Consider the following 18800-nt stretch of genomic DNA (forward strand, 5'->3'; position numbering starts at 1 on the left):
TATAATTATCATTTTTTTAGAAAAATTTCATGAAAGACGAAGGTACTATTATTTTAAATTGGAAAGAACGTGGACAAAAGCCATTTGTTAGCATTTTATGTGATACGTATAATCATGAAAAATTTATCAGAGAAACTTTAGAAGGGTTTTTAAAACAACGTACTGAATTTCCTTTTGAAATAATAATACATGACGATGCCTCTACAGATAATACTCAGGCTATTATAAAAGAATTTGCAGAAAAATATCCGCAGATTATTAAGTGTATTTTACAAAAAGAAAATCAGTATTCTAAAAAAGTTAATTTTTGGAGTGATATTACTTTTCCTATGGCACAAGGAAAATATATTGCATTATGCGAAGGTGATGATTACTGGATCGATGAATTAAAACTGCAAAAACAAGTTGATTTTTTAGAAAATAATCAGGATTATGTTATTGCGTGGACTGATTTTTACAATAAAAAAGAAGATGAACTAGTGCCTAATGATTTCAAGAACACGTTGCCGGAAGTTTATACTATCGATTTTGATACCCTTTTTAATCCTTATTGCACTTATACGTTGACATGTGTTTTTAGAAAAGACGCGGTCGATCCTCTAGATTATAAAAAATTTAAACACGGAAAAGATAATACTCTTTATTCACTGGCGTTATGTAATGGAAAAGGTGCTTTTATGAATTTTCAGGCTGCTGCTTATAGATGGCATCCAGGTGGGGTTTATTCTTTACAGAAACCTTTTTTTCAACGCTATTCATCTTATCTCAATATAAAGGAAATAGTAGAAAATATTCCGGAATCCAGAACAAAAAACATTCAAAAAGTTATGTTCTCCCTTTTAAAAGCTTCCGTTTTTGAAGCTTTAAAATTGGATAAAAATGAGGAATTTAAAAAAGATGAACAATTTAAAAGGACTGTAAATGACTTTTTAGATAAAGCAAGCTTATCATTAAAACTTAAATACTGGTGGCGCTATATTAAATCGCAAATATGATTATCTCATTAAAGACTTAAAATAAATAATAGTCTTGTCAAGTAAATTTATCTTTTGGAATAATTGATTTTCATTATTCTTTAGATGTTTGTAAAATGAAATATTATAGGAACCAGCATTACGAACTGTGCGTATTAAATTCTTTGTAATGTGTTTTTGAAGTAGTTCCTGATTAAAGTATCCTAATTTTTCATTCTGCGAGAATAAAAAATGAGAAGCAGTAATTGTTTCAATAATTTCTTCAGGAGATAGACCTTTTTTAAATGAAACAGCATTTAAGTAAAATTCAATTTTAGAATCTTCAGCATCTATTTCCAGATTGCGCAATTGATTAATTTTAATCTTTTTTACAGATCTTTCTGTATTTTCAATTTTTGTCTTACTTATATTGTTATCGTGAAGTCTATAATTTAAAAGAGATTCAGGAATATTACAGAAATTCGTTTTACTTAATAATCTGCTCCATAAATCATAATCCTCAGCTGGAACATATTCATTATCAAATTTTAAATGACCTAAAACTTCTTTTTTAAACATTACAGTTGGGTTTCCAATGTTACAACTGTGTAAAAAAGATACTTTTATTGCATCGTGATTTGTATTGTGTTTTATGGTTTTGTTTTTTGTTGATCCAAAAAAAGTAAACCATGTACCGCAAACTCCAATTTCCGGATTTTTCTCTAATATTTCCAGCTGTTTTTCAAAACGAGTTGGTAAAGAAATGTCATCAGCGTCCATCAAGGCAATAAACTTACCTTTTGCAGCGTTAATTCCTTCATTCCTAAGGTTTGCTGGCCCCACGTTTTCTAATTTGTCAATAATAATAATTCTATTATCTAGTGACTGTAATTCTTTAATTATATCTAAACTATTATCAGTCGATTTATCATTTAAGATTATAAGTTCAAAATTTGAAAGGGACTGGTTTAAGATACTTTTAATACTCTCTTTTAAAAAAGGGCCTGCATTAAAAACAGGAATTATAACAGAAATTTGAGGAATTTCAAGCATTAGCATGGTTTTTGTTTAAGCAAAGCAAAGATAAGGTTAAAGTTAAAATTATCTTAAAGAATCAGTAGTAAATTTCATCGATAATTTCGGAATGTTATTATCTTTGCTCTAACAAAACTAAATAAATGAAGAAAATCCACGTTGGCTTTTTATTTTCTTATGATTACGAAAAACTAAAAATTTCGATTCCATTAGTGTATAATGATTCTGATGCAATTTTTATTGCAGTAGATGAAAAATTCCGCACCTGGTCAGGTGAAATTTTTGATGTTGATGAGCAGTTTTTTGAATGGATAAAACAGTTTGATTCTCAAAATAAAATTACCATTTATCGAGACAATTTTTATGTACCGGAACTTTCTGCTATTGAGAATGATAATAGAGAGCGTCATATGTTGTCTTTGAAAATGGGAATTGGAAATTGGCTTATACAGGTCGATAGTGATGAGTATTTTATAGATTTTAAAAAGTTTGTACATGATTTAAGAAAGTACGATCGTTTTTTAGATAATCCCGAAAAAAACAGGGTACAAATTTCAGCTTATTTAATTAATATGTTTAAATATACTGATGGAGGCTTATTATATGTAGATAAAGCTACCAGAGGTCTTATGGCGACCAATTACCCAGATTATAAAGTTGCTCGAAATACGCGTCGCAGAATTATTTATACACCTAATGTGTTGTGGCATGAGACTTTATCCAGAACAGCTGAGGAAATAGAATATAAGTTTAAGAATTGGGGCCACAATAATGAGGTGAATGTAGATTCTTTTATGCGAAAATGGAAGCTGGTTAACAAAAGCAACTATAAGGAAATGCGTGGTTTCTTTTATATTGAACCGGAAAAATGGAATCGTTTAGACTTCGTAGAGGGTAATAGTATTGATGAAATTATCAAAAATTTTGATGCACAAAAATTAATGCCCTCAGCTTTTTATATTTGGAAGAAAAACTTTGGGCAATGGTTTAAACACTTAACAAGGAAATAGTTTTATTTTAAAATTTCCTTGTAAATGTCTAAATATTCTGAAGCTGCAATTTTCCAATCGAAACTTGCAGCTCTTTTTTTTAGCTGTATTTCTATTTCGTTTTTATTATTCTCAAAATGATTTAATCCATTAAAGAGAACTTCTTTCATGTATTTAGGATCAAAATTTGTCCAGTAATTTGCTATATTGCCACCAATTTCCGGCAATGAGGTTTTGTCGGATAAAAATACCGGAGTTCCAAAACTCATAGCTTCAATAGGAGGTAAGCCAAAACCTTCTCTGATTGATGGGAAAAGAAAAGCAGTACAATTTTTCATATAGTATTGTTTACCTTCGTTGCTTACTTTGCCAGTTAAAAAAACCTGATTTTGCAAGCCATTATCATCAATTAATTTTCGAATTACTTCTCCGTATTTTTTGGTGTTATTTCCTGAAATAATTAAATTAAAATCTTTGATTTCTTTCATCATATTAATGATTGAAACATAATTTTTCCTCTCTATAAAATCGCCAATAGTGTAAAAGAAAGGTTTATTTACAGGAACATTGCCTACAAAATTTGAAGTATCCAGTAAAGTTGAAATTGGATTTCCGTTGTAAATTATATGTTCAGGAATATTTGGAACTTGAAAATATTGATGTGTCTGTTTTTTTGCAAATTCAGAAATGTAAGTTATCGCTGTAGCTTTTTGTAGTTTATCAATGAACAAGCGATTGCGTTTATGATTCATATCAGAAGATATTTCCTCAACAAAATTTACATCATGAATTGTCAGAAGATATTTAGTGTTAGTTCTGGGTTCTAGCTTAGAATTCTGATTTACAGAATGCCACAGATCGAATTTTCCCATCGGTCTAAAAGGCTTATACCTGTGAAATGACATGTATTTATGATATGCAAATTTATCTCCAAATTCACTTTTAAGTAAATCAGGTTTGCCAGAATTAAGATGAAGCTTCAGATTATCAAAATTTAATTGATTTAATCCCTTAATAAGCTCATAATTAAACGTACCCAGACCGGTAGCCCTGTTGTTTATATTGTGAGTTTCTAAAAAGACGCTTTTCTTATCTGACATGTTTTTTTTTAACGAAAATACAATAATAATTTGAAGTCTAAAATTCTATCCGTATTTTTGTTTTCATAAAATAAACTGATGAATTTTAAAGTAAATCCCATTTTTGAGAATAGTAAAGAATCGATTCTTTATCAAATTAAAACATTTAATAGCTCAGGAACTCTTTTTGGCAATGGCGATCGAAATAAAATCAAGCTTTTTGACTTAAATGGAAAGACGATTAACATAAAATCGTTTAAAGTTCCAAATATCGTGAATAAAGTTGCCTATAAATATTTTAGGAAATCAAAAGCAAAACGTTCGTTTGAATATGCGACTATTTTGCTTGAAAAGGGTATTGGAACTCCGCAACCAATCGCATTTCTTGAAAATTTTACTTCGATAGGATTAAAGGATAGTTATTATGCCAGCGAACATTTGGTAACTGAATTGACTTATAGAGAATTAGTGGAAGTTCCTGATTATCCGGATCATGATACTATTTTAAGACAGTTTGTTAAATTTACTTTTGACTTGCACGAAAAGGGTGTGGAATTCTTAGATCATTCACCAGGAAATACCTTGATTAAAAAAGTCGATGACAATAAATATGATTTCTTTTTAGTTGATTTAAACCGAATGAATTTTTATGATTCTATGAGTTTTGAACAACGTATGAATAATTTCAGCCGTTTGACTCCGCAAAAAGGAATGATTGCGACAATGAGTAACGAGTATGCTAAATTTTACACAGATAAATCTGAAAGTGAAATTTTCGAAAAAATGTGGAAAGCTACAAGCGATTTTCAGGAAGAATTTGCCAGAAAGAAAAGACTGAAAAAGAAGCTTAAATTCTGGAAATCTTAGCTCTTTATTCGAATCTTTTTAAGCTCCTGAAAACGAACAGCGACGCTTAATGCATTTAAGTAGCAAATTATAATTCCTTTTTTGCCATCCAGAATTCCAAATCTTAGTAAATATTGATTTAAAAATTGATAGGCAGGACGAATATAGAAATGAAAGGCATTAGGTTTTGTGTTTTTTACAAACTCTTCCTGCGCTTTTAATTGTCCATAAAAAATCATTTTTTGTTTGTAATCTTGAAAATTAGAATACGAATAATGAATTAGTTTATTTTTTAATTTACCAATTTTTCCGTTTACAATTAATTTTTCATGAACGATTTTTTCATGATTATAAATGGCATTTTCTTTTCTAAAAAGACGAATAATTTTGTCTGTCTGCCAGCCACTAAAGCGTAATTTGCTATTCTGGAACATAAAGTTTCTGCGAACAAAATAAGCTGCCGCACTATTTTTCTGATTGATAACAAATTTGATTTCCTTTTGAAGTTCGGAAGGTAATCTTTCATCGGCATCAACAAACAAAATCCACGAATTAGAAGCTAAACTTAGAGCATGATTGCGTTGGGAAGCAAAGTTGTCAAAAACACGTTGAACCACTTTTACATTGTTGAATGTTGAAGCGACTTCAAAAGTCTTATCAGTACTAAAAGAATCAACCACGATAATTTCATCGGCGAAAGCCAAATGATCAAGAACAGTTTTTATATTTTGTTCTTCATTATAGGTGATAATCAAAGCCGTTAAAAGCTGTTTTTCCGGCAAAATCATTTTACTGAAGTGCTTAAATTCTGATTCAGAAAAGACTCGATTTTATCTTTGAAAAATTCCGGTTTAAATTCCTGATATAAAGATAATGCCTCTTTTTTGAGTATTTTTTCCGTTTTGTTCTCAAATAATTCAGGTTGGTAATCTTTTAAATGTACCGAAAGATGATGAATTCCATCTTCAAAAGTGGCCCAGATTTTCTTTTCGATCCAGGGAGAAAAAATAATAAAAGAGGGTTTTTCAAGTGCTTTAGCCATATTGATTGCGCCGCCGTCATTTCCAATGATCAAATCGCATTGGTTAACTAAACCAATGAAGGATCGTAAATCTCCTCCTAGTAAATCAAAGTAAATTTTTTCCTTAGTTGAAGGTTTACAGCCGTTAAAAACAGTTTTGGCTTCTTCAATTTGCTTTGGGAAATAATTAAACAGAATATTTACATCAGCATTATCAGCAACATAATCAACTATTTTAGACATGAATTCCAAAGGATATGTTTTTAATATTTCACTTCCTAAAAGACTAATCATAACCGTTTTTCGATCTTTTCGAACACTGTGTTTTTCAAAAAGAGCAATAGCTTCCTGATTTTCTTTTTCAGAAACAAATAATTTCGGAATTGGGTCAATTGCTGTTTTTAGATTTAAAGGTTCTAATAAAGAAAGTCTTCTTTCAATTGCAAGACCTAAGTTGGTTTTTGGAAAAGGTTCAAACGGAACATTATCATTATATAAAAAGGTTCTTCCTGGTTTTTTATAAGAGATTTTTCTTTTGGCATTACTCAATAAAACCAAAATCCAGCTTTCTAATTTTGAATAAGCGTCAATTAACAAATCATATTTTTCATTTCGAATTTGAAAGCCAAGATTTAATAATTCTTTTTTGCTTTTTCGGTGTTTTTCTTCAAAAAGAATAATATTGTCAATACTTGAATTGCCTTCTAAAACCGGAGTCGTCGAGGCATAAACCAAATAATCGATTTGAGCATCAGGATAAGCAGTACGCAAATTATTGCATATAATACTGCTGATCAAAACATCGCCAATCATTTTTTGCTGAATTACAAGTATCTTCATATAGAAAACGGAATCTTATTTGTTGGTTACAAATTGAAGCAAAAAAAATCCAAATTCCAATCATTAAATTGGAATTTGGATTTTTTAATTTGGATTTTTTAAAATCTATACAGCAACATCGTATTCACGAAGTGCATTGTTTAATGACGTTTTCAAATCTGTAGATGGTTTACGAGTACCAATGATCAAAGCACATGGAACCTGGAATTCACCAGCTGCGAACTTTTTAGTATAACTTCCCGGAATTACAACTGAACGAGCAGGAACAAAACCTTTCATTTCAACAGGTTCATCACCAGTAACATCGATTATTTTTGTTGATGCAGTCAAACAAACGTTAGCACCAAGAACAGCTTCTTTTCCAACGTGAACCCCTTCTACAACAATACAACGAGAACCGATAAAAGCACCATCTTCAATAATAACCGGAGCAGCTTGCAATGGTTCTAAAACACCACCAATTCCAACTCCACCACTTAAGTGAACGTTTTTACCAATTTGAGCACAACTACCAACAGTTGCCCAAGTGTCAACCATAGTTCCTTCATCTACATAAGCTCCAATATTTACATAACTTGGCATCAAAATAACACCGCTTGAAATGTAAGCTCCGTAACGTGCAACAGCATTTGGCACTACACGAATTCCTTTTTCAGCATAACCTCTTTTTAGCAACATTTTGTCGTGATATTCGAAGATACCTGACTCCCATGTTTCCATTTTTTGAATTGGGAAATACATTACAACGGCTTTCTTAACCCATTCGTTTACTTGCCATTTGTCGCCAACTGGTTCAGCACAACGTAATTTTCCTGCATCAACCAATTCGATAACTTCTCTAATAGCATCAGTTGTAGTAGTTTCTTGTAATAAAGCTCTGTTTTCCCAAGCTTGTTCAATTATAGTCTGTAAAGAATTCATAAGTTTTAATTTTTGGCAAAGATAACGTATTTGTAGAAAAGCAGAAAAGTAAAACCTTTTGAAAATGTTATATATGTAACTTTTTGTTTTTAATTTGATAAATAAAAATGACATTCTTATTAATTAAGAAACAGTCAAATTACCCTTAAAAGTTTTTTTACTATCAGAATATGACAAAAGTCAGATTTTGAGCTTTTTCTTCGCTTTACTTTCGCAGTATAATTCCAAAAGTAAATGGAATTAAAATACCATTCCAAAACTAAACTATATAAGCAGTAAAACATGAGTCAGGAAAATCAGCTTCAGAATCGAATAACAGTAATTGACAAAGAAGTTACTTGGGATAAAACACAAGTAATTATGAGTAAAACAAATGCTTTTGGCATTATCGAGTATGCCAATGAAGTTTTTGTAGATGTTTCAGGTTATGAAGATTACGAATTAATGGGACAACCACATAATATTATTCGGCATCCGGATATGCCAAAAGTCATTTTTAAAGTGCTTTGGGAAAATTTGAAACAAGGTAAAAACTTTCATGCTATTGTAAAAAATTTAGCCAAATCAGGCAGGTACTATTGGGTTATAACGGATTTTGAAATTGCAAAAGATGAAAATGGTGCTATTGTTAATTATTTTGGAAGAAGACAAGCTGTTCCTCAGGAAGTGATTTCATTACATATTGAACCCTTGTATAAAAAGCTTTTACAGATTGAAGCCGCAAGTGGGGTTGAGTTTAGTGAAAAATATTTAATAGGGTTCCTTGAGGAAAAAAAGAGATCGTATGTTGAGTATATTAAGGAGTTAATTTTTGACCACGAAAAAGCGCAGTCGAAATTTGCAAATTATGAGCCAGAGGAAGAAGAGGAGGAAAGAGGTTTTTTTAAACGTCTATTTAATAGATAATAATTGATTTTTTTAGGTTTTAAATATTTGGAGTAAAAATCCGTTTTGAAATTTCAAAGCGGATTTTTTATTGCTGAAAATTGGAAAATTAAAATAGTTATCTTTGTCAAAAATTACATAATGCCAAGAATTCTATCCATAGACTACGGACAAAAGCGTACCGGAATTGCAGTTACTGATGAAATGCAGATTATTGCTTCAGGTTTAACTACAATTCCAACAACCACTGTAATTGATTTTCTGAAAGATTATTTCGCAAAAGAAAAAGTAGAAACGGTCTTGATTGGTGAACCAAAACAAATGAATGGGCAGCCTTCTGAAAGTGCCTCAATCATTAAAGGTTTTGTAACTCATTTCTCCAATATTTTTCCAGATATGAAAGTTGTTCGCGTAGATGAACGTTTTACTTCAAAAATGGCATTTCAAACTATGATTGATAGTGGTTTGAGTAAAAAGCAACGCCAAAATAAAGGATTGATTGACGAAATTTCGGCCACAATTATGCTTCAGGATTATCTTTCTGCAAAACGCTTTTAATTTTTTTTAACCTACAACGGTATAGCCTTTTAATTTTTAGAAAAACATAACTTTTATCATAGAAAATTAGTTTTTTTTTGCAATTATAAAAAGTACCTTTGCATTTTAAATAAAATACTGTTATGCCTGACGAAACAATACGTTCAAATAGTGAAGTAGTACTCATTGGAGCTGGAATTATGAGTGCCACTCTTGGAGTAATTTTGAAAGAATTACAACCTGATATTAAAATTGAAATTTACGAAAGACTGGATGTCGCTGCAGCTGAAAGCTCAGATGCCTGGAATAACGCCGGCACGGGACACTCTGCTTTTTGTGAATTAAATTACACTCCCGAGAAGGCAGACGGAAGTATTGATCCTAAAAAAGCGATAAGTATTGCAGAATCATTCGAGGTTTCTCGTCAGTTTTGGTCTTATTTAGTGCAACAAAACAAAGTGCCGTCTCCGGATAATTTTATTAAAAGTGTTCCTCATATGAGTTTTGTGTGGGGAGATAAAAACGTAAAGTATCTTAAAAAACGTTTTGAAGCTTTGCAAAGCAATCCAATTTTTTCTCAAATGGAATTCAGTACCGATTTTGAGCAATTAAAAAAATGGATGCCGCTTGTAATGGAAGGCAGAGAAGAGGGTGATAAATTAGCAGCAACACATATGGAAATTGGTACCGATGTAAATTTCGGGGCCTTAACCAGAAGTATGTTCAATTATTTAGAAAAGTTGGATGGTGTCTCTTTGTACTTTAACCATGAAGTTAAAAAGTTAAGACAACGTGAAGACAAATCATGGCGTATCAAAATCACAGATTTAGATACCGGTAAAGTGAGAAAAGCATATACAAAATTTGTATTTATTGGTGCTGGCGGCGGTTCATTGCCTTTGTTGGAAAAAGCAAATGTACCGGAAGGAAATGGTTACGGCGGTTTCCCGGTTAGCGGGCAATGGTTAAAATGTACCAATCCGGAAGTTATTGCTAAACATCAGGCAAAAGTATACGGAAAAGCGAGCGTTGGAGCACCTCCAATGTCTGTTCCGCATATTGATACCCGTGTAATTGATGGCGAAAAAGCATTGCTTTTTGGACCATTTGCAGGGTTTTCTACTCGTTTCCTGAAAAATGGTTCTTATTTGGATTTACCATTATCAATAAAAGCTAATAATTTAATTCCGATGTTATCAGCGGGATTTCATAATATTCCATTAACAAAATATTTAATTGAGCAAGTTCGTCAAAAACCAAAAGACAGAATGGCTGCTTTACGCGAATATTTACCATCTGCACGTTCTAAAGACTGGAAATTAGAAAAAGCAGGACAACGTGTTCAGGTAATTAAAAAAGATGAAAAGGAAGGTGGGGTTTTAGAATTTGGAACTGAAGTAATTAATACACATGACGGAACTTTAGCAGTTTTATTAGGAGCTTCTCCCGGAGCATCAACAGCTGTTTCAATTATGGTTGACTTAATAAGCAGATGTTTCACAAGTCAAATTAAAACGCCGGAATGGGAAGCAAAAATGAAAAGTATGATCCCTTCTTACGGCCAGACTTTAAACGATAAACCGGAGCTTTTAGCAGAACTTAGAAAACATACTTCTGAAGTTTTGAAATTGAAAAACAATTAAGCTCACATAATATAAAAAGCAACAAATCCAGATGAATTAATCTGGATTTGTTGCTTTTAGTTCTTTCGTAATTTTTAAAATCTTTTCGGCGAGATTACTCATCCAGATTAATTGCTCAATCACCATTTGAGCTTCCTGCATTTTCGCCTGGCGTGTTTCCTTGTCAAGATCTTCATCTGTGGCCAAACGTGTAAAGTTCTTACGTTTTAGTTCTTCAAATTGCAGTGTAACATCTTCTTTATCAAAAAAAGTGTCTTTTATAATCGTTTCATTTTTTAAAATTGAAATGGATTGATCTAAATTAGATAAAATGGTTTTTATAATATAATTGAATGAATCTGATGCTGATGTTGTCTGATGCGACTGAATATAAGTTGATAATGAAGCCAAAGCAGAAAGTATCGAATGATTTAAAACAACCAATTTATTGACCAGCGGTAATGTTTTTTGCTTCGATTTTGGCTCCTGCATCATTCGCTGAAACGAAGTCATCAAATTGCCAATTTCTACAAAGGCATTTTTTCGGGCTAATCTGTAAGAGGTTGGAACTTCACCTTTTTTATTGTAAAAATCCGCAATTTCTTTCAGGTAATTTCTGTTGGCCCGAACTGCGTTTTCGATATGTACAGGTGTATTGATAAATTCCCAGGCCGGCCATACAAATTGATTGGCAAGGAAAGCTAAAATAGCACCTGCAAGCGAATCCAAAATCCTAAACTGAATTACTTCAACAATGTTAGGCGTTAGGATTCCGTAAATAAAAACAACATACATCGTGACAAACGTCGCGCTGATTTTGTAATTGATTTGCGTGAATGAAATTCCCAGCAGCATACAAACAATGGAGAAAATACTTAATGCAACATGATTCTGAACTACTGATACAATTCCGAAAGCAAATAATCCTCCTAAAATAGTTCCGAAAATCCTATTATAAGAACGTTCTTTTGTAAGTCCATATCCAGGGCGCATGATTACGACTATGGTTAGCAAAATCCAATAAACGTTTTGAAACGGAAGAATTTTTCCGATTAGAAAACCAATCAAAATGGTAATAGTTAAGCGTATAGAATGTCTGAAAATAGAAGAAGAAAAAGTTAAATTTTCAATTAAAGTGCGTAGTGGATAATATTGTGGCGTAAGAAATTTTTCCAGCTCTTTATCTTTGTCTTTCAATTTGAAGGATTGCATTGCCAATGAAAAAGCACGTTGGATAATTTTTATTTTTCCAACCTGATTTTTAGCATATTTCAGCATATTGGTCAACATCAAAACCCCTTCTGAAGCTTCGTCTTTCCCTAATTTTTTTTCATAGTCAAAAATGGCAAATTCCAGCGCATCCAATTCATTCTTTAAATCATTCTTATCGACGTAAACTGCAATATGATGGACGTTTTTCGAAAGTTTTTTTAAAGTTGATGCTAGTTTGTAAGCAACATTTTGATAGGTTCGGAGTACTTCAGGATGTTTGTCAAATTTCTCATGAAGTTTACTGTGATCAAATGAGGTGTATAAAGCAAGTTCCTGAATCTCAACCAATGTAATAAAAACCAATAGCATTTTTCGGTTTTGGGCTGTAGCTGCAGAAGTATTTTGGTTACCAATCAGCATTTTTCTTAAATCTTCATGAATCAAATTCAATTCAACCTGAACTGCCAATTGCTTTTCTATAATGGTTTGTCTATTTGCTTCAGGATTCCATAAATCACCTCTTAGTTTCAAATATTTTGCAGTTAATTTTATGCCTTCGGCTATTTGTAATTCTACATATTTGTAAGGTTGTATAAAATGGAATACAAGTGATACAATCAAATATAGAATCCCTCCAATAAAAATATAACCCGAATATTCAAAAGCTTCCCAACCTGTATGTAAATGACCAAAGGATAAAGAAATAGATAACAAAGCAGAAAATGATACCAGTGTAGCTCGTTGTCCGTAAACCGAAATCATAGAACATAAAAATAATAGAAATCCTAAAAAAGGATAAAATAAAAAAGGATAGGGGTAAGCCAGGTTAACTAGTAAATTGACTCCCGAAACTATTAATGATGCTACGATCAATCCTTTTATTTTATGACTTAACGAACTCGGAATATCACTTGGGTACGTGTAAAAAGCACCAAGAGCAATAGTGAAACCAATTTCAAAATGACCTAAAAAGTTTAAAATCAACACAGGAACTACAGAAGCAATCGTTACTTTTGAGGCGTTTAAAAAAGAGGTACTGTTCGTGAATTTCGAGATGCGATCAAACATATAGTGCGGTTTACTAACAAAGGTAAGAATTGTACGAATTAATTTGGCATAATTATAGCTGAGATTTTAACAGACAGGCAAAAAATGCGATTTAATATGTTGTTTAGAATTATTCATTGACTATTTTTTACTATTTTTGCCAGCTGAATTATGGAAACAAAATTCAGGGTTTTCAGTAGATAATACATAAATTAATACAAATGATTTTACCAATTGTAGGATACGGTGATCCTGTTTTAAGAAAAGTGGGTGAGGCAATTACGCCAGAATATCCAAACTTAAAAGAAACAATAGCAAACATGTATGAAACCATGTACAACGCTTATGGTGTTGGACTTGCTGCACCGCAGGTAGGTATGGCAATTCGTTTGTTTGTTATTGATACAACTCCTTTTAGTGATGATGACGATTTACCGTCTGAAGAACAAAAAGATTTAAAAGGTTTCAAAAAAACTTTTATCAATGCAAAAATTGTTAAAGAAGAAGGAGAAGAGTGGAGTTTTAACGAAGGATGCCTTAGTATTCCTGATGTTCGTGAAGATGTTTACAGAAAACCTACTGTTACAATTGAATATTGTGAGGAAGATTTTGTAATGAAAACAGAGGTTTTTGATGGTTTAATCGCAAGAGTTATTCAACATGAGTATGATCATATTGAAGGTGTTTTGTTTACAGATAAAATATCATCATTGAAAAAGCGTTTGATTCAAAAGAAATTGAAAAATATTACAGAAGGTAAAACCTTTCAGGAGTACCGAATGAAATTTGCTGCTGCAAAAAAAGGAAGATAATTGTTCTTAAGAACATTAGAACATAATAAAATATAAAAAGAAATTCTTAATACTAATTTTAATAAACATGAATTTAGATAAAATTTTAGCCATTTCTGGGAAACCAGGTTTATATGTATTGAAAGTGCAAACTCGTACAGGTTTTGTGGCAGAATCGTTAACAGACGGAAAAAAAATCACAGTAAACTTAAAAAGTAATGTAAGTTTATTATCAGAGATTTCAATTTATACATATGAAGGCGAAAAACCTTTAACAGAAGTAATGCAAAATATTGCTGTTAAAGAAAATAAAGGTCAGGCGATTTCTCATAAAGAGGATAATGCAAAATTGATCGCTTACTTTAAAGAAATTTTACCTGAATATGATGAAGAAAGAGTTTATCCTTCAGATATTAAAAAAGTATTAAACTGGTACAATACTCTTCAGGCTAAAGGTTTAGTTACTGATTTAGCTCCGGCTCCAGTTGAAACTGCTGAAGAAGCCCCGGTAGCGGAAGAAAAACCAAAAAAAGCTCCGGCTGCTAAAAAAGCAAAAGCTAAAAAAGAAGAATAGTAATTTGTTACATTCAAATAAATTAATCCTGTTAAGATGTTTTCTTGACAGGATTTTTTACTTTTACATCATTCGGTTTCAACCAAAAAAACTTCAAAAATGAGCAAAGAACTTCAACTTAAAGCCTTCGAGAGATTATTAATTATCATGGATGAACTTCGTGAGCAATGTCCCTGGGATAAAAAACAAACTTTGCAGACTTTAAGACACCTTACGATTGAAGAAACATACGAATTAGGAGATGCTATTTTAGATAATGATCTAAATGAAGTGAAGAAAGAATTAGGCGATTTATTACTACACATTGTTTTTTATGCTAAAATAGGTTCTGAAACCAATGATTTTGATATTGCCGATGTTTGTAATGAAATTTGTGATAAGCTAATTCACCGTCACCCTCATATTTACAGCGATACCGTAGTTAAAGACGAAGAAGAAGTAAAACAAAATTGGGAGAAATTAAAACTGAAGGAAGGTAAAAAATCAGTTTTAGAAGGAGTTCCAAGAAGTTTGCCTGCACTCGTTAAAGCAAGCCGAATTCAGGATAAAGTGAAAGGTGTTGGTTTTGATTGGGAAGAACCGCATCAGGTATGGGATAAAGTACAAGAAGAGCTGGAAGAATTACAAGAAGAAGTTAAAGCAGGGGATCAGGATAAAATTGAAGCCGAATTTGGAGATGTTTTGTTCTCAATGATCAATTATGCCCGATTTCTAAATGTAAATCCGGAAGACGCCTTAGAACGCACTAATAAAAAATTCATTAAACGTTTTCAGTACTTAGAAAGTAAGGCAGGCGAATTAGGAAAACCATTAATGGAAATGACTTTAGCAGAAATGGATATATTTTGGAATGAAGCTAAAAAACTATAGTTAATCCGCTAATTTCTTTAATGCTTTTACATCCTTAAGTAAAATCTTTTTGCCAATCAATTCAATTAGTCCTAGTTTATTAAAGTCAGATAACAGACGGATACAGCTTTCTGTTGCAGTTCCGATCATTCCGGCTAATTCTTCTCTGGTTAGTTGTACTTTTAATGTTTTGTCTTCATTCTCTCCAAAAAAGTCATGTAGGTAGAGTAAAGTTTCGGCTAATCGTTGTTTGACTGTTTTTTGAACTAATGCAATCTTATCATTTTCAGATTCTTTCAAATCTTCACAAACGGTTTGCATCAATTTCATTGAAAATTGATTGTTGGTATTAAAAAAGCCAATGATCTCAGATTTCGGAATAAAGCAAACTTCCATATCGGCTACTGCTTTTGCGGTTAAATTGGCAGGTTCATTACTAATCATAGAACGTTGTCCTAAAAGCTCTCCGGATTTAACCAGTTTCACAATCTGGTCTTTTCCGTTTGCACTTAGTTTAGAAAGTTTACCAACCCCATCTTTAACACAAAAAACGCCATTGGTTACGTCACCCTCTTCAAAAATAGCTTCCCCCTTTTTTATTTTATAAGTTGTTTTGCTATTGGCTAATTTTATTACTTCTTCTTTATTCAAGGCTTGCAAAGAAGTTAGTTGGCGTACAATACACTGGTCACATTTATTCATGACAAAAATTTTAAGCAAAATTAACCATTATTCGCGTCTTAAGGCACAATAATTACATAAAAAAGATAAGAAATAATCTACGAGTGCTATTTGCCTTTTTTTATTTCTTAAATTAGAATCATAATTTATTAAAAGGTGATAAATGTCATATTTATAATCTTTATTAATTTATAAACTTTGCATAAGTTAAAAAAACAAATTATGAGTGAGCAAGGTTGTTTTCATTGCGGGTTAACCATTGCCAAAAATGAGGAAATCAATTTTGATGAAAAAAAGTTTTGCTGTAATGGATGTAAAACGGTTTACGAAATTTTCAGTCTTCATGATTTGACTTGTTACTATGATTTTGAAAAATCTCCTGGCGCTCATCCTCAAGACATTCAGGGTAAATATGATTTTTTAGAGAATGAAGCCATTCTTTCAAAAGTTTTAGAATTTCAGGAAGGAAATACTTCAATAGTTTCTTTAAATATACCACACATACACTGTAGTTCTTGTATTTGGATCCTCGAAAATCTAAACAGAATTCAAAAAGGCATCAGTATTTCACAAGTTAATTTTCCGGAAAAGAGAGTTCGAATTACCTTTGATTCTGATCAGGTTTCACTCAAATCTATTGCTTATCTGCTAAATTCCATTGGATATGAACCTTATATAAGTTTAGAGAATTATGAAGCAGGGAAAAATAATGTAGACAGAAGTTTAACGTATAAATTGGGAGTTGCCTTTTTTTGTTTTGGAAATATAATGTTGTTGTCGTTCCCTGAATATTTTGAAATCAAGGAATTTTGGCTGGACAATTACAAACCTTTTTTCAGAATCCTTATATTCTTATTAGCGTTGCCAAGCTTTTTTTATTCTGCCAGCGGTTATTATGTTTCTGCTTACAAAAGTATAAAATCGCGAATGTTGAATATTGATATTCCAATTGCGTTGGGAATCATCGTAATGTTTATCCGAAGTACTTTTGATATAGTAATGAATTATGGATCAGGTTTTTTTGACAGCTTAACAGGTTTGGTTTTCTTTATGTTGCTAGGGAAAATGTTTCAAATTAAAACCTACAGTTTCTTAAGTTTCGAAAGAGATTTTAAATCGTATTTTCCTATTGCAGTTACTAAAATCAATACGGACACTTCAGAAGAAAGTGTAGCAATTTATGATGTTATAAAAGGGGATAGGTTATTGATTAGAAATCAGGAATTGATTCCTGTTGATGGTATATTAATTAGTGAAAAAGCTGAAATTGATTATAGTTTTGTAACCGGAGAAGCTATTCCGATAACTAAAAAATCAGGCGATAAGGTATTTGCTGGTGGAAAACAGATTGGAAAAGTGATCGAAATGGAAGTATTGCATTCTGTTTCACAAAGTTATTTGACACAGTTGTGGAGTAATGAAATTTTTCAAAAAAATGTTGAGCAGAAACACAAGACAATTACCGATAAAATTAGCCGCTATTTTACTCCAATATTACTATTAATTGCTTTTGCAGGATTTGGTTACTGGATTTTTATTGATGCCAATACAGCTTTTAATGTTTTTACAGCAGTATTAATCGTTGCCTGTCCATGTGCTCTTGCACTAACAGCGCCGTTTACTTTCGGGAATATTTTGAGAATTATGGGCAGGCAAAAAATGTACCTTAAAAATGCTTTAGTTATTGAACAATTAGCAAAAGTTGATACTATAGTTTTTGATAAAACAGGGACAATTACAACAAATAAAAAATCGAACATTGCTTATGAAGGAAATCCTATTTCCGATAAGAATTTTATATTTATAAAGAATGTACTTCGTGCTTCCAATCACCCATTAAGCCGAATGTTATATGACTTCTTGCCCGATTCAAAACGACTTAAAGTGAACTACTTTGAAGAGATAACAGGAAAAGGAATTTTAGCTTCAATTGAGAATACAACGATTCAAATTGGTTCAGCGGCATTTGTTGGTGTTTCAGATTTAGAGGATGGGGAAGTAGAAAAAACAGCACTCCATATCAAAATTGATAATGAATATTGTGGACAGTTTAATTTTCAAAATCAGTATAGGGATGGCCTTGCAACGTTATTCTTAACGCTTAGTAAAAAGTATCAATTGAAAGTGCTTTCCGGAGATAACGATGGGGAAAGAACTAATCTCGAAGCAATTTTGCCAAAAGGTACTGAGCTCATCTTTAGTCAGAAACCTGAGCAGAAACTGGAATTCATTAAAAACCTACAGGAAACTGGTTATAATGTAATGATGGTTGGCGATGGTTTAAATGATGCTGGTGCTTTGGCGCAAAGTAATGTAGGGATATCTATTTCTGAAAATGTCAATGTTTTTTCTCCGGCGTGTGATGCGATACTAGATGCCAGTGAATTTTCCAGATTAGATTACTTTTTAAAATTATCTCAAAAATCTATTTTGATCATCAAAATGAGTTTTGTTTTGTCTCTGTTATATAATGTGATTGGCTTGTCCTTCGCAGTAACTGGTAATTTGCTGCCATTGGTGGCGGCTATTATTATGCCACTAAGTACAATTACTATCGTAAGTTTTGTGACTTTAATGTCTAACTATTTCAGTAGCAATAATTTAAAATCATTATAAATAATTTGTAGATAAATTTTTATTAAATTTAACTTAAGTCTTTGACTATGATAATTATCATATTTTAAATGCCTGCAATCTACTAATTTTGTTAACATAAATTTAAGGTATGAGTGTAATTTATCTATTAATTTCAGTTAGTATTTTCGTAGCAATCGGCTTCTTCATAGCTTTTATTATCGCTGTCAAATCTGGGCAGTACGATGATGATTATACGCCTTCAGTCAGAATGCTTTTTGACGATGAAACCAAAATTACTCCTCAGAATAATAATTCACCAATCGAAGAAAAACAAGTATAAT

At 31.8% G+C, this 18800-nt stretch carries 18 protein-coding genes; 11 read left to right on the top strand and 7 right to left on the bottom strand.

The window, feature by feature from the left end; genetic code table 11:
• Positions 1-29: 29 nt before the first annotated feature.
• The gene (locus tag AC3ITQ_RS13285; protein ID WP_489234689.1) at positions 30-995 is read left to right on the top strand and encodes a glycosyltransferase; all 966 of its coding nucleotides are present in this window, start codon (positions 30-32) and stop codon (positions 993-995) included.
• On the opposite strand, the gene AC3ITQ_RS13290 is transcribed toward AC3ITQ_RS13285, so the two are convergent.
• A complete protein-coding gene (locus AC3ITQ_RS13290; protein WP_489234690.1) occupies positions 996-2006 on the bottom strand; it encodes a glycosyltransferase family 2 protein in 1011 nt (336 codons plus the stop codon).
• A gap of 125 nt (positions 2007-2131) precedes the next feature.
• Here AC3ITQ_RS13290 and AC3ITQ_RS13295 point away from each other — a divergent pair, with 125 nt between their 5' ends.
• Positions 2132-2998, top strand: coding sequence for a hypothetical protein (locus AC3ITQ_RS13295; RefSeq protein ID WP_489234691.1), 867 nt, complete (start codon positions 2132-2134; stop codon positions 2996-2998).
• 2 nt (positions 2999-3000) lie between these two features.
• Here the strand turns inward: AC3ITQ_RS13295 and AC3ITQ_RS13300 are convergent, their stop codons facing one another.
• The gene (locus tag AC3ITQ_RS13300) at positions 3001-4077 is read right to left on the bottom strand and encodes a glycosyltransferase family 4 protein (RefSeq protein ID WP_489234692.1); all 1077 of its coding nucleotides are present in this window, start codon (positions 4075-4077) and stop codon (positions 3001-3003) included.
• Positions 4078-4155: 78 nt separating this feature from the next.
• Between AC3ITQ_RS13300 and AC3ITQ_RS13305 the strand changes: the two genes are divergently transcribed.
• Positions 4156-4923 carry a Kdo domain containing protein gene (locus AC3ITQ_RS13305; RefSeq protein WP_489234693.1) on the top strand — a complete coding sequence of 256 codons (768 nt, stop codon included), beginning with the start codon at positions 4156-4158 and terminating at the stop codon, positions 4921-4923.
• Here AC3ITQ_RS13305 and AC3ITQ_RS13310 read toward each other — a convergent pair.
• The 3 genes from AC3ITQ_RS13310 to AC3ITQ_RS13320 all read right to left on the bottom strand — a co-directional run bounded on the left by AC3ITQ_RS13310 (position 4920) and on the right by AC3ITQ_RS13320 (position 7684).
• Entirely contained in the window at positions 4920-5690 is a 771-nt protein-coding gene (locus AC3ITQ_RS13310; RefSeq protein ID WP_489234694.1) for a glycosyltransferase family 2 protein, read from the bottom strand. The two genes, AC3ITQ_RS13305 and AC3ITQ_RS13310, sit on opposite strands and share 4 nt — an antisense overlap.
• Positions 5687-6763, bottom strand: a complete 1077-nt coding sequence (locus tag AC3ITQ_RS13315; RefSeq protein WP_489234695.1) for a glycosyltransferase family 9 protein — start codon at positions 6761-6763, stop codon at positions 5687-5689. Before AC3ITQ_RS13315 ends, AC3ITQ_RS13310 begins: the two co-directional genes overlap by 4 nt.
• Before the next feature lie 105 nt (positions 6764-6868).
• Entirely contained in the window at positions 6869-7684 is an 816-nt protein-coding gene (locus AC3ITQ_RS13320) for a 2,3,4,5-tetrahydropyridine-2,6-dicarboxylate N-succinyltransferase (protein ID WP_026982140.1), read from the bottom strand.
• A 282-nt stretch (positions 7685-7966) separates the two neighbouring features.
• Between AC3ITQ_RS13320 and AC3ITQ_RS13325 the strand changes: the two genes are divergently transcribed.
• The 3 genes from AC3ITQ_RS13325 to AC3ITQ_RS13335 all read left to right on the top strand — a co-directional run bounded on the left by AC3ITQ_RS13325 (position 7967) and on the right by AC3ITQ_RS13335 (position 10749).
• A complete protein-coding gene (locus AC3ITQ_RS13325) occupies positions 7967-8590 on the top strand; it encodes a PAS domain-containing protein (protein WP_489234696.1) in 624 nt (207 codons plus the stop codon).
• A gap of 120 nt (positions 8591-8710) precedes the next feature.
• Complete coding sequence (ruvX, locus tag AC3ITQ_RS13330) at positions 8711-9127, top strand: Holliday junction resolvase RuvX (protein WP_489234697.1); 417 nt, start codon at positions 8711-8713, stop codon at positions 9125-9127.
• A gap of 122 nt (positions 9128-9249) precedes the next feature.
• On the top strand, positions 9250-10749 hold the full coding sequence (locus AC3ITQ_RS13335) for a malate:quinone oxidoreductase (protein ID WP_489234698.1): 1500 nt from the start codon (positions 9250-9252) through the stop codon (positions 10747-10749).
• Positions 10750-10785: 36 nt separating this feature from the next.
• Here the strand turns inward: AC3ITQ_RS13335 and AC3ITQ_RS13340 are convergent, their stop codons facing one another.
• A complete protein-coding gene (locus AC3ITQ_RS13340) occupies positions 10786-13008 on the bottom strand; it encodes an FUSC family protein (RefSeq protein WP_489234699.1) in 2223 nt (740 codons plus the stop codon).
• 200 nt (positions 13009-13208) lie between these two features.
• On the opposite strand from AC3ITQ_RS13340, the gene def reads away from it, so the two are divergent.
• From def to mazG, 3 genes are all read left to right on the top strand, one after another.
• Positions 13209-13799 (top strand): peptide deformylase, encoded by a 591-nt coding sequence (def, locus tag AC3ITQ_RS13345; protein WP_489234700.1) that lies wholly within the window; start codon positions 13209-13211, stop codon positions 13797-13799.
• A gap of 67 nt (positions 13800-13866) precedes the next feature.
• Entirely contained in the window at positions 13867-14352 is a 486-nt protein-coding gene (locus tag AC3ITQ_RS13350; RefSeq protein ID WP_489234701.1) for a DUF5606 family protein, read from the top strand.
• A gap of 99 nt (positions 14353-14451) precedes the next feature.
• On the top strand, positions 14452-15222 hold the full coding sequence (gene mazG / locus AC3ITQ_RS13355; protein WP_489234702.1) for a nucleoside triphosphate pyrophosphohydrolase: 771 nt from the start codon (positions 14452-14454) through the stop codon (positions 15220-15222).
• Here the strand turns inward: mazG and AC3ITQ_RS13360 are convergent, their stop codons facing one another.
• The gene (locus AC3ITQ_RS13360) at positions 15223-15903 is read right to left on the bottom strand and encodes a Crp/Fnr family transcriptional regulator (protein WP_489234703.1); all 681 of its coding nucleotides are present in this window, start codon (positions 15901-15903) and stop codon (positions 15223-15225) included.
• A gap of 201 nt (positions 15904-16104) precedes the next feature.
• On the opposite strand from AC3ITQ_RS13360, the gene AC3ITQ_RS13365 reads away from it, so the two are divergent.
• Together AC3ITQ_RS13365 and ccoS are read left to right on the top strand one after the other, a co-directional pair.
• The gene (locus tag AC3ITQ_RS13365; protein WP_489234704.1) at positions 16105-18498 is read left to right on the top strand and encodes a heavy metal translocating P-type ATPase; all 2394 of its coding nucleotides are present in this window, start codon (positions 16105-16107) and stop codon (positions 18496-18498) included.
• A 109-nt stretch (positions 18499-18607) separates the two neighbouring features.
• The gene (gene ccoS, locus AC3ITQ_RS13370; RefSeq protein ID WP_072971260.1) at positions 18608-18799 is read left to right on the top strand and encodes a cbb3-type cytochrome oxidase assembly protein CcoS; all 192 of its coding nucleotides are present in this window, start codon (positions 18608-18610) and stop codon (positions 18797-18799) included.
• Position 18800 lies beyond the last annotated feature (1 nt).

Source organism: Flavobacterium sp. KH_001, assembly GCF_057840745.1.

What these genes read in the sequence shown, in the direction of transcription:
- AC3ITQ_RS13285 (WP_489234689.1), top strand. Translation starts at nt 30, where the DNA reads ATGAAAGACGAAGGTACTATTATTTTAAATTGGAAAGAACGTGGACAA.
- AC3ITQ_RS13290 (WP_489234690.1), bottom strand. Translation starts at nt 2,006, where the DNA reads ATGCTTGAAATTCCTCAAATTTCTGTTATAATTCCTGTTTTTAATGCA.
- AC3ITQ_RS13295 (WP_489234691.1), top strand. Translation starts at nt 2,132, where the DNA reads ATGAAGAAAATCCACGTTGGCTTTTTATTTTCTTATGATTACGAAAAA.
- AC3ITQ_RS13300 (WP_489234692.1), bottom strand. Translation starts at nt 4,077, where the DNA reads ATGTCAGATAAGAAAAGCGTCTTTTTAGAAACTCACAATATAAACAAC.
- AC3ITQ_RS13305 (WP_489234693.1), top strand. Translation starts at nt 4,156, where the DNA reads ATGAATTTTAAAGTAAATCCCATTTTTGAGAATAGTAAAGAATCGATT.
- AC3ITQ_RS13310 (WP_489234694.1), bottom strand. Translation starts at nt 5,690, where the DNA reads ATGATTTTGCCGGAAAAACAGCTTTTAACGGCTTTGATTATCACCTAT.
- AC3ITQ_RS13315 (WP_489234695.1), bottom strand. Translation starts at nt 6,763, where the DNA reads ATGAAGATACTTGTAATTCAGCAAAAAATGATTGGCGATGTTTTGATC.
- AC3ITQ_RS13320 (WP_026982140.1), bottom strand. Translation starts at nt 7,684, where the DNA reads ATGAATTCTTTACAGACTATAATTGAACAAGCTTGGGAAAACAGAGCT.
- AC3ITQ_RS13325 (WP_489234696.1), top strand. Translation starts at nt 7,967, where the DNA reads ATGAGTCAGGAAAATCAGCTTCAGAATCGAATAACAGTAATTGACAAA.
- ruvX (WP_489234697.1), top strand. Translation starts at nt 8,711, where the DNA reads ATGCCAAGAATTCTATCCATAGACTACGGACAAAAGCGTACCGGAATT.
- AC3ITQ_RS13335 (WP_489234698.1), top strand. Translation starts at nt 9,250, where the DNA reads ATGCCTGACGAAACAATACGTTCAAATAGTGAAGTAGTACTCATTGGA.
- AC3ITQ_RS13340 (WP_489234699.1), bottom strand. Translation starts at nt 13,008, where the DNA reads ATGTTTGATCGCATCTCGAAATTCACGAACAGTACCTCTTTTTTAAAC.
- def (WP_489234700.1), top strand. Translation starts at nt 13,209, where the DNA reads ATGATTTTACCAATTGTAGGATACGGTGATCCTGTTTTAAGAAAAGTG.
- AC3ITQ_RS13350 (WP_489234701.1), top strand. Translation starts at nt 13,867, where the DNA reads ATGAATTTAGATAAAATTTTAGCCATTTCTGGGAAACCAGGTTTATAT.
- mazG (WP_489234702.1), top strand. Translation starts at nt 14,452, where the DNA reads ATGAGCAAAGAACTTCAACTTAAAGCCTTCGAGAGATTATTAATTATC.
- AC3ITQ_RS13360 (WP_489234703.1), bottom strand. Translation starts at nt 15,903, where the DNA reads ATGAATAAATGTGACCAGTGTATTGTACGCCAACTAACTTCTTTGCAA.
- AC3ITQ_RS13365 (WP_489234704.1), top strand. Translation starts at nt 16,105, where the DNA reads ATGAGTGAGCAAGGTTGTTTTCATTGCGGGTTAACCATTGCCAAAAAT.
- ccoS (WP_072971260.1), top strand. Translation starts at nt 18,608, where the DNA reads ATGAGTGTAATTTATCTATTAATTTCAGTTAGTATTTTCGTAGCAATC.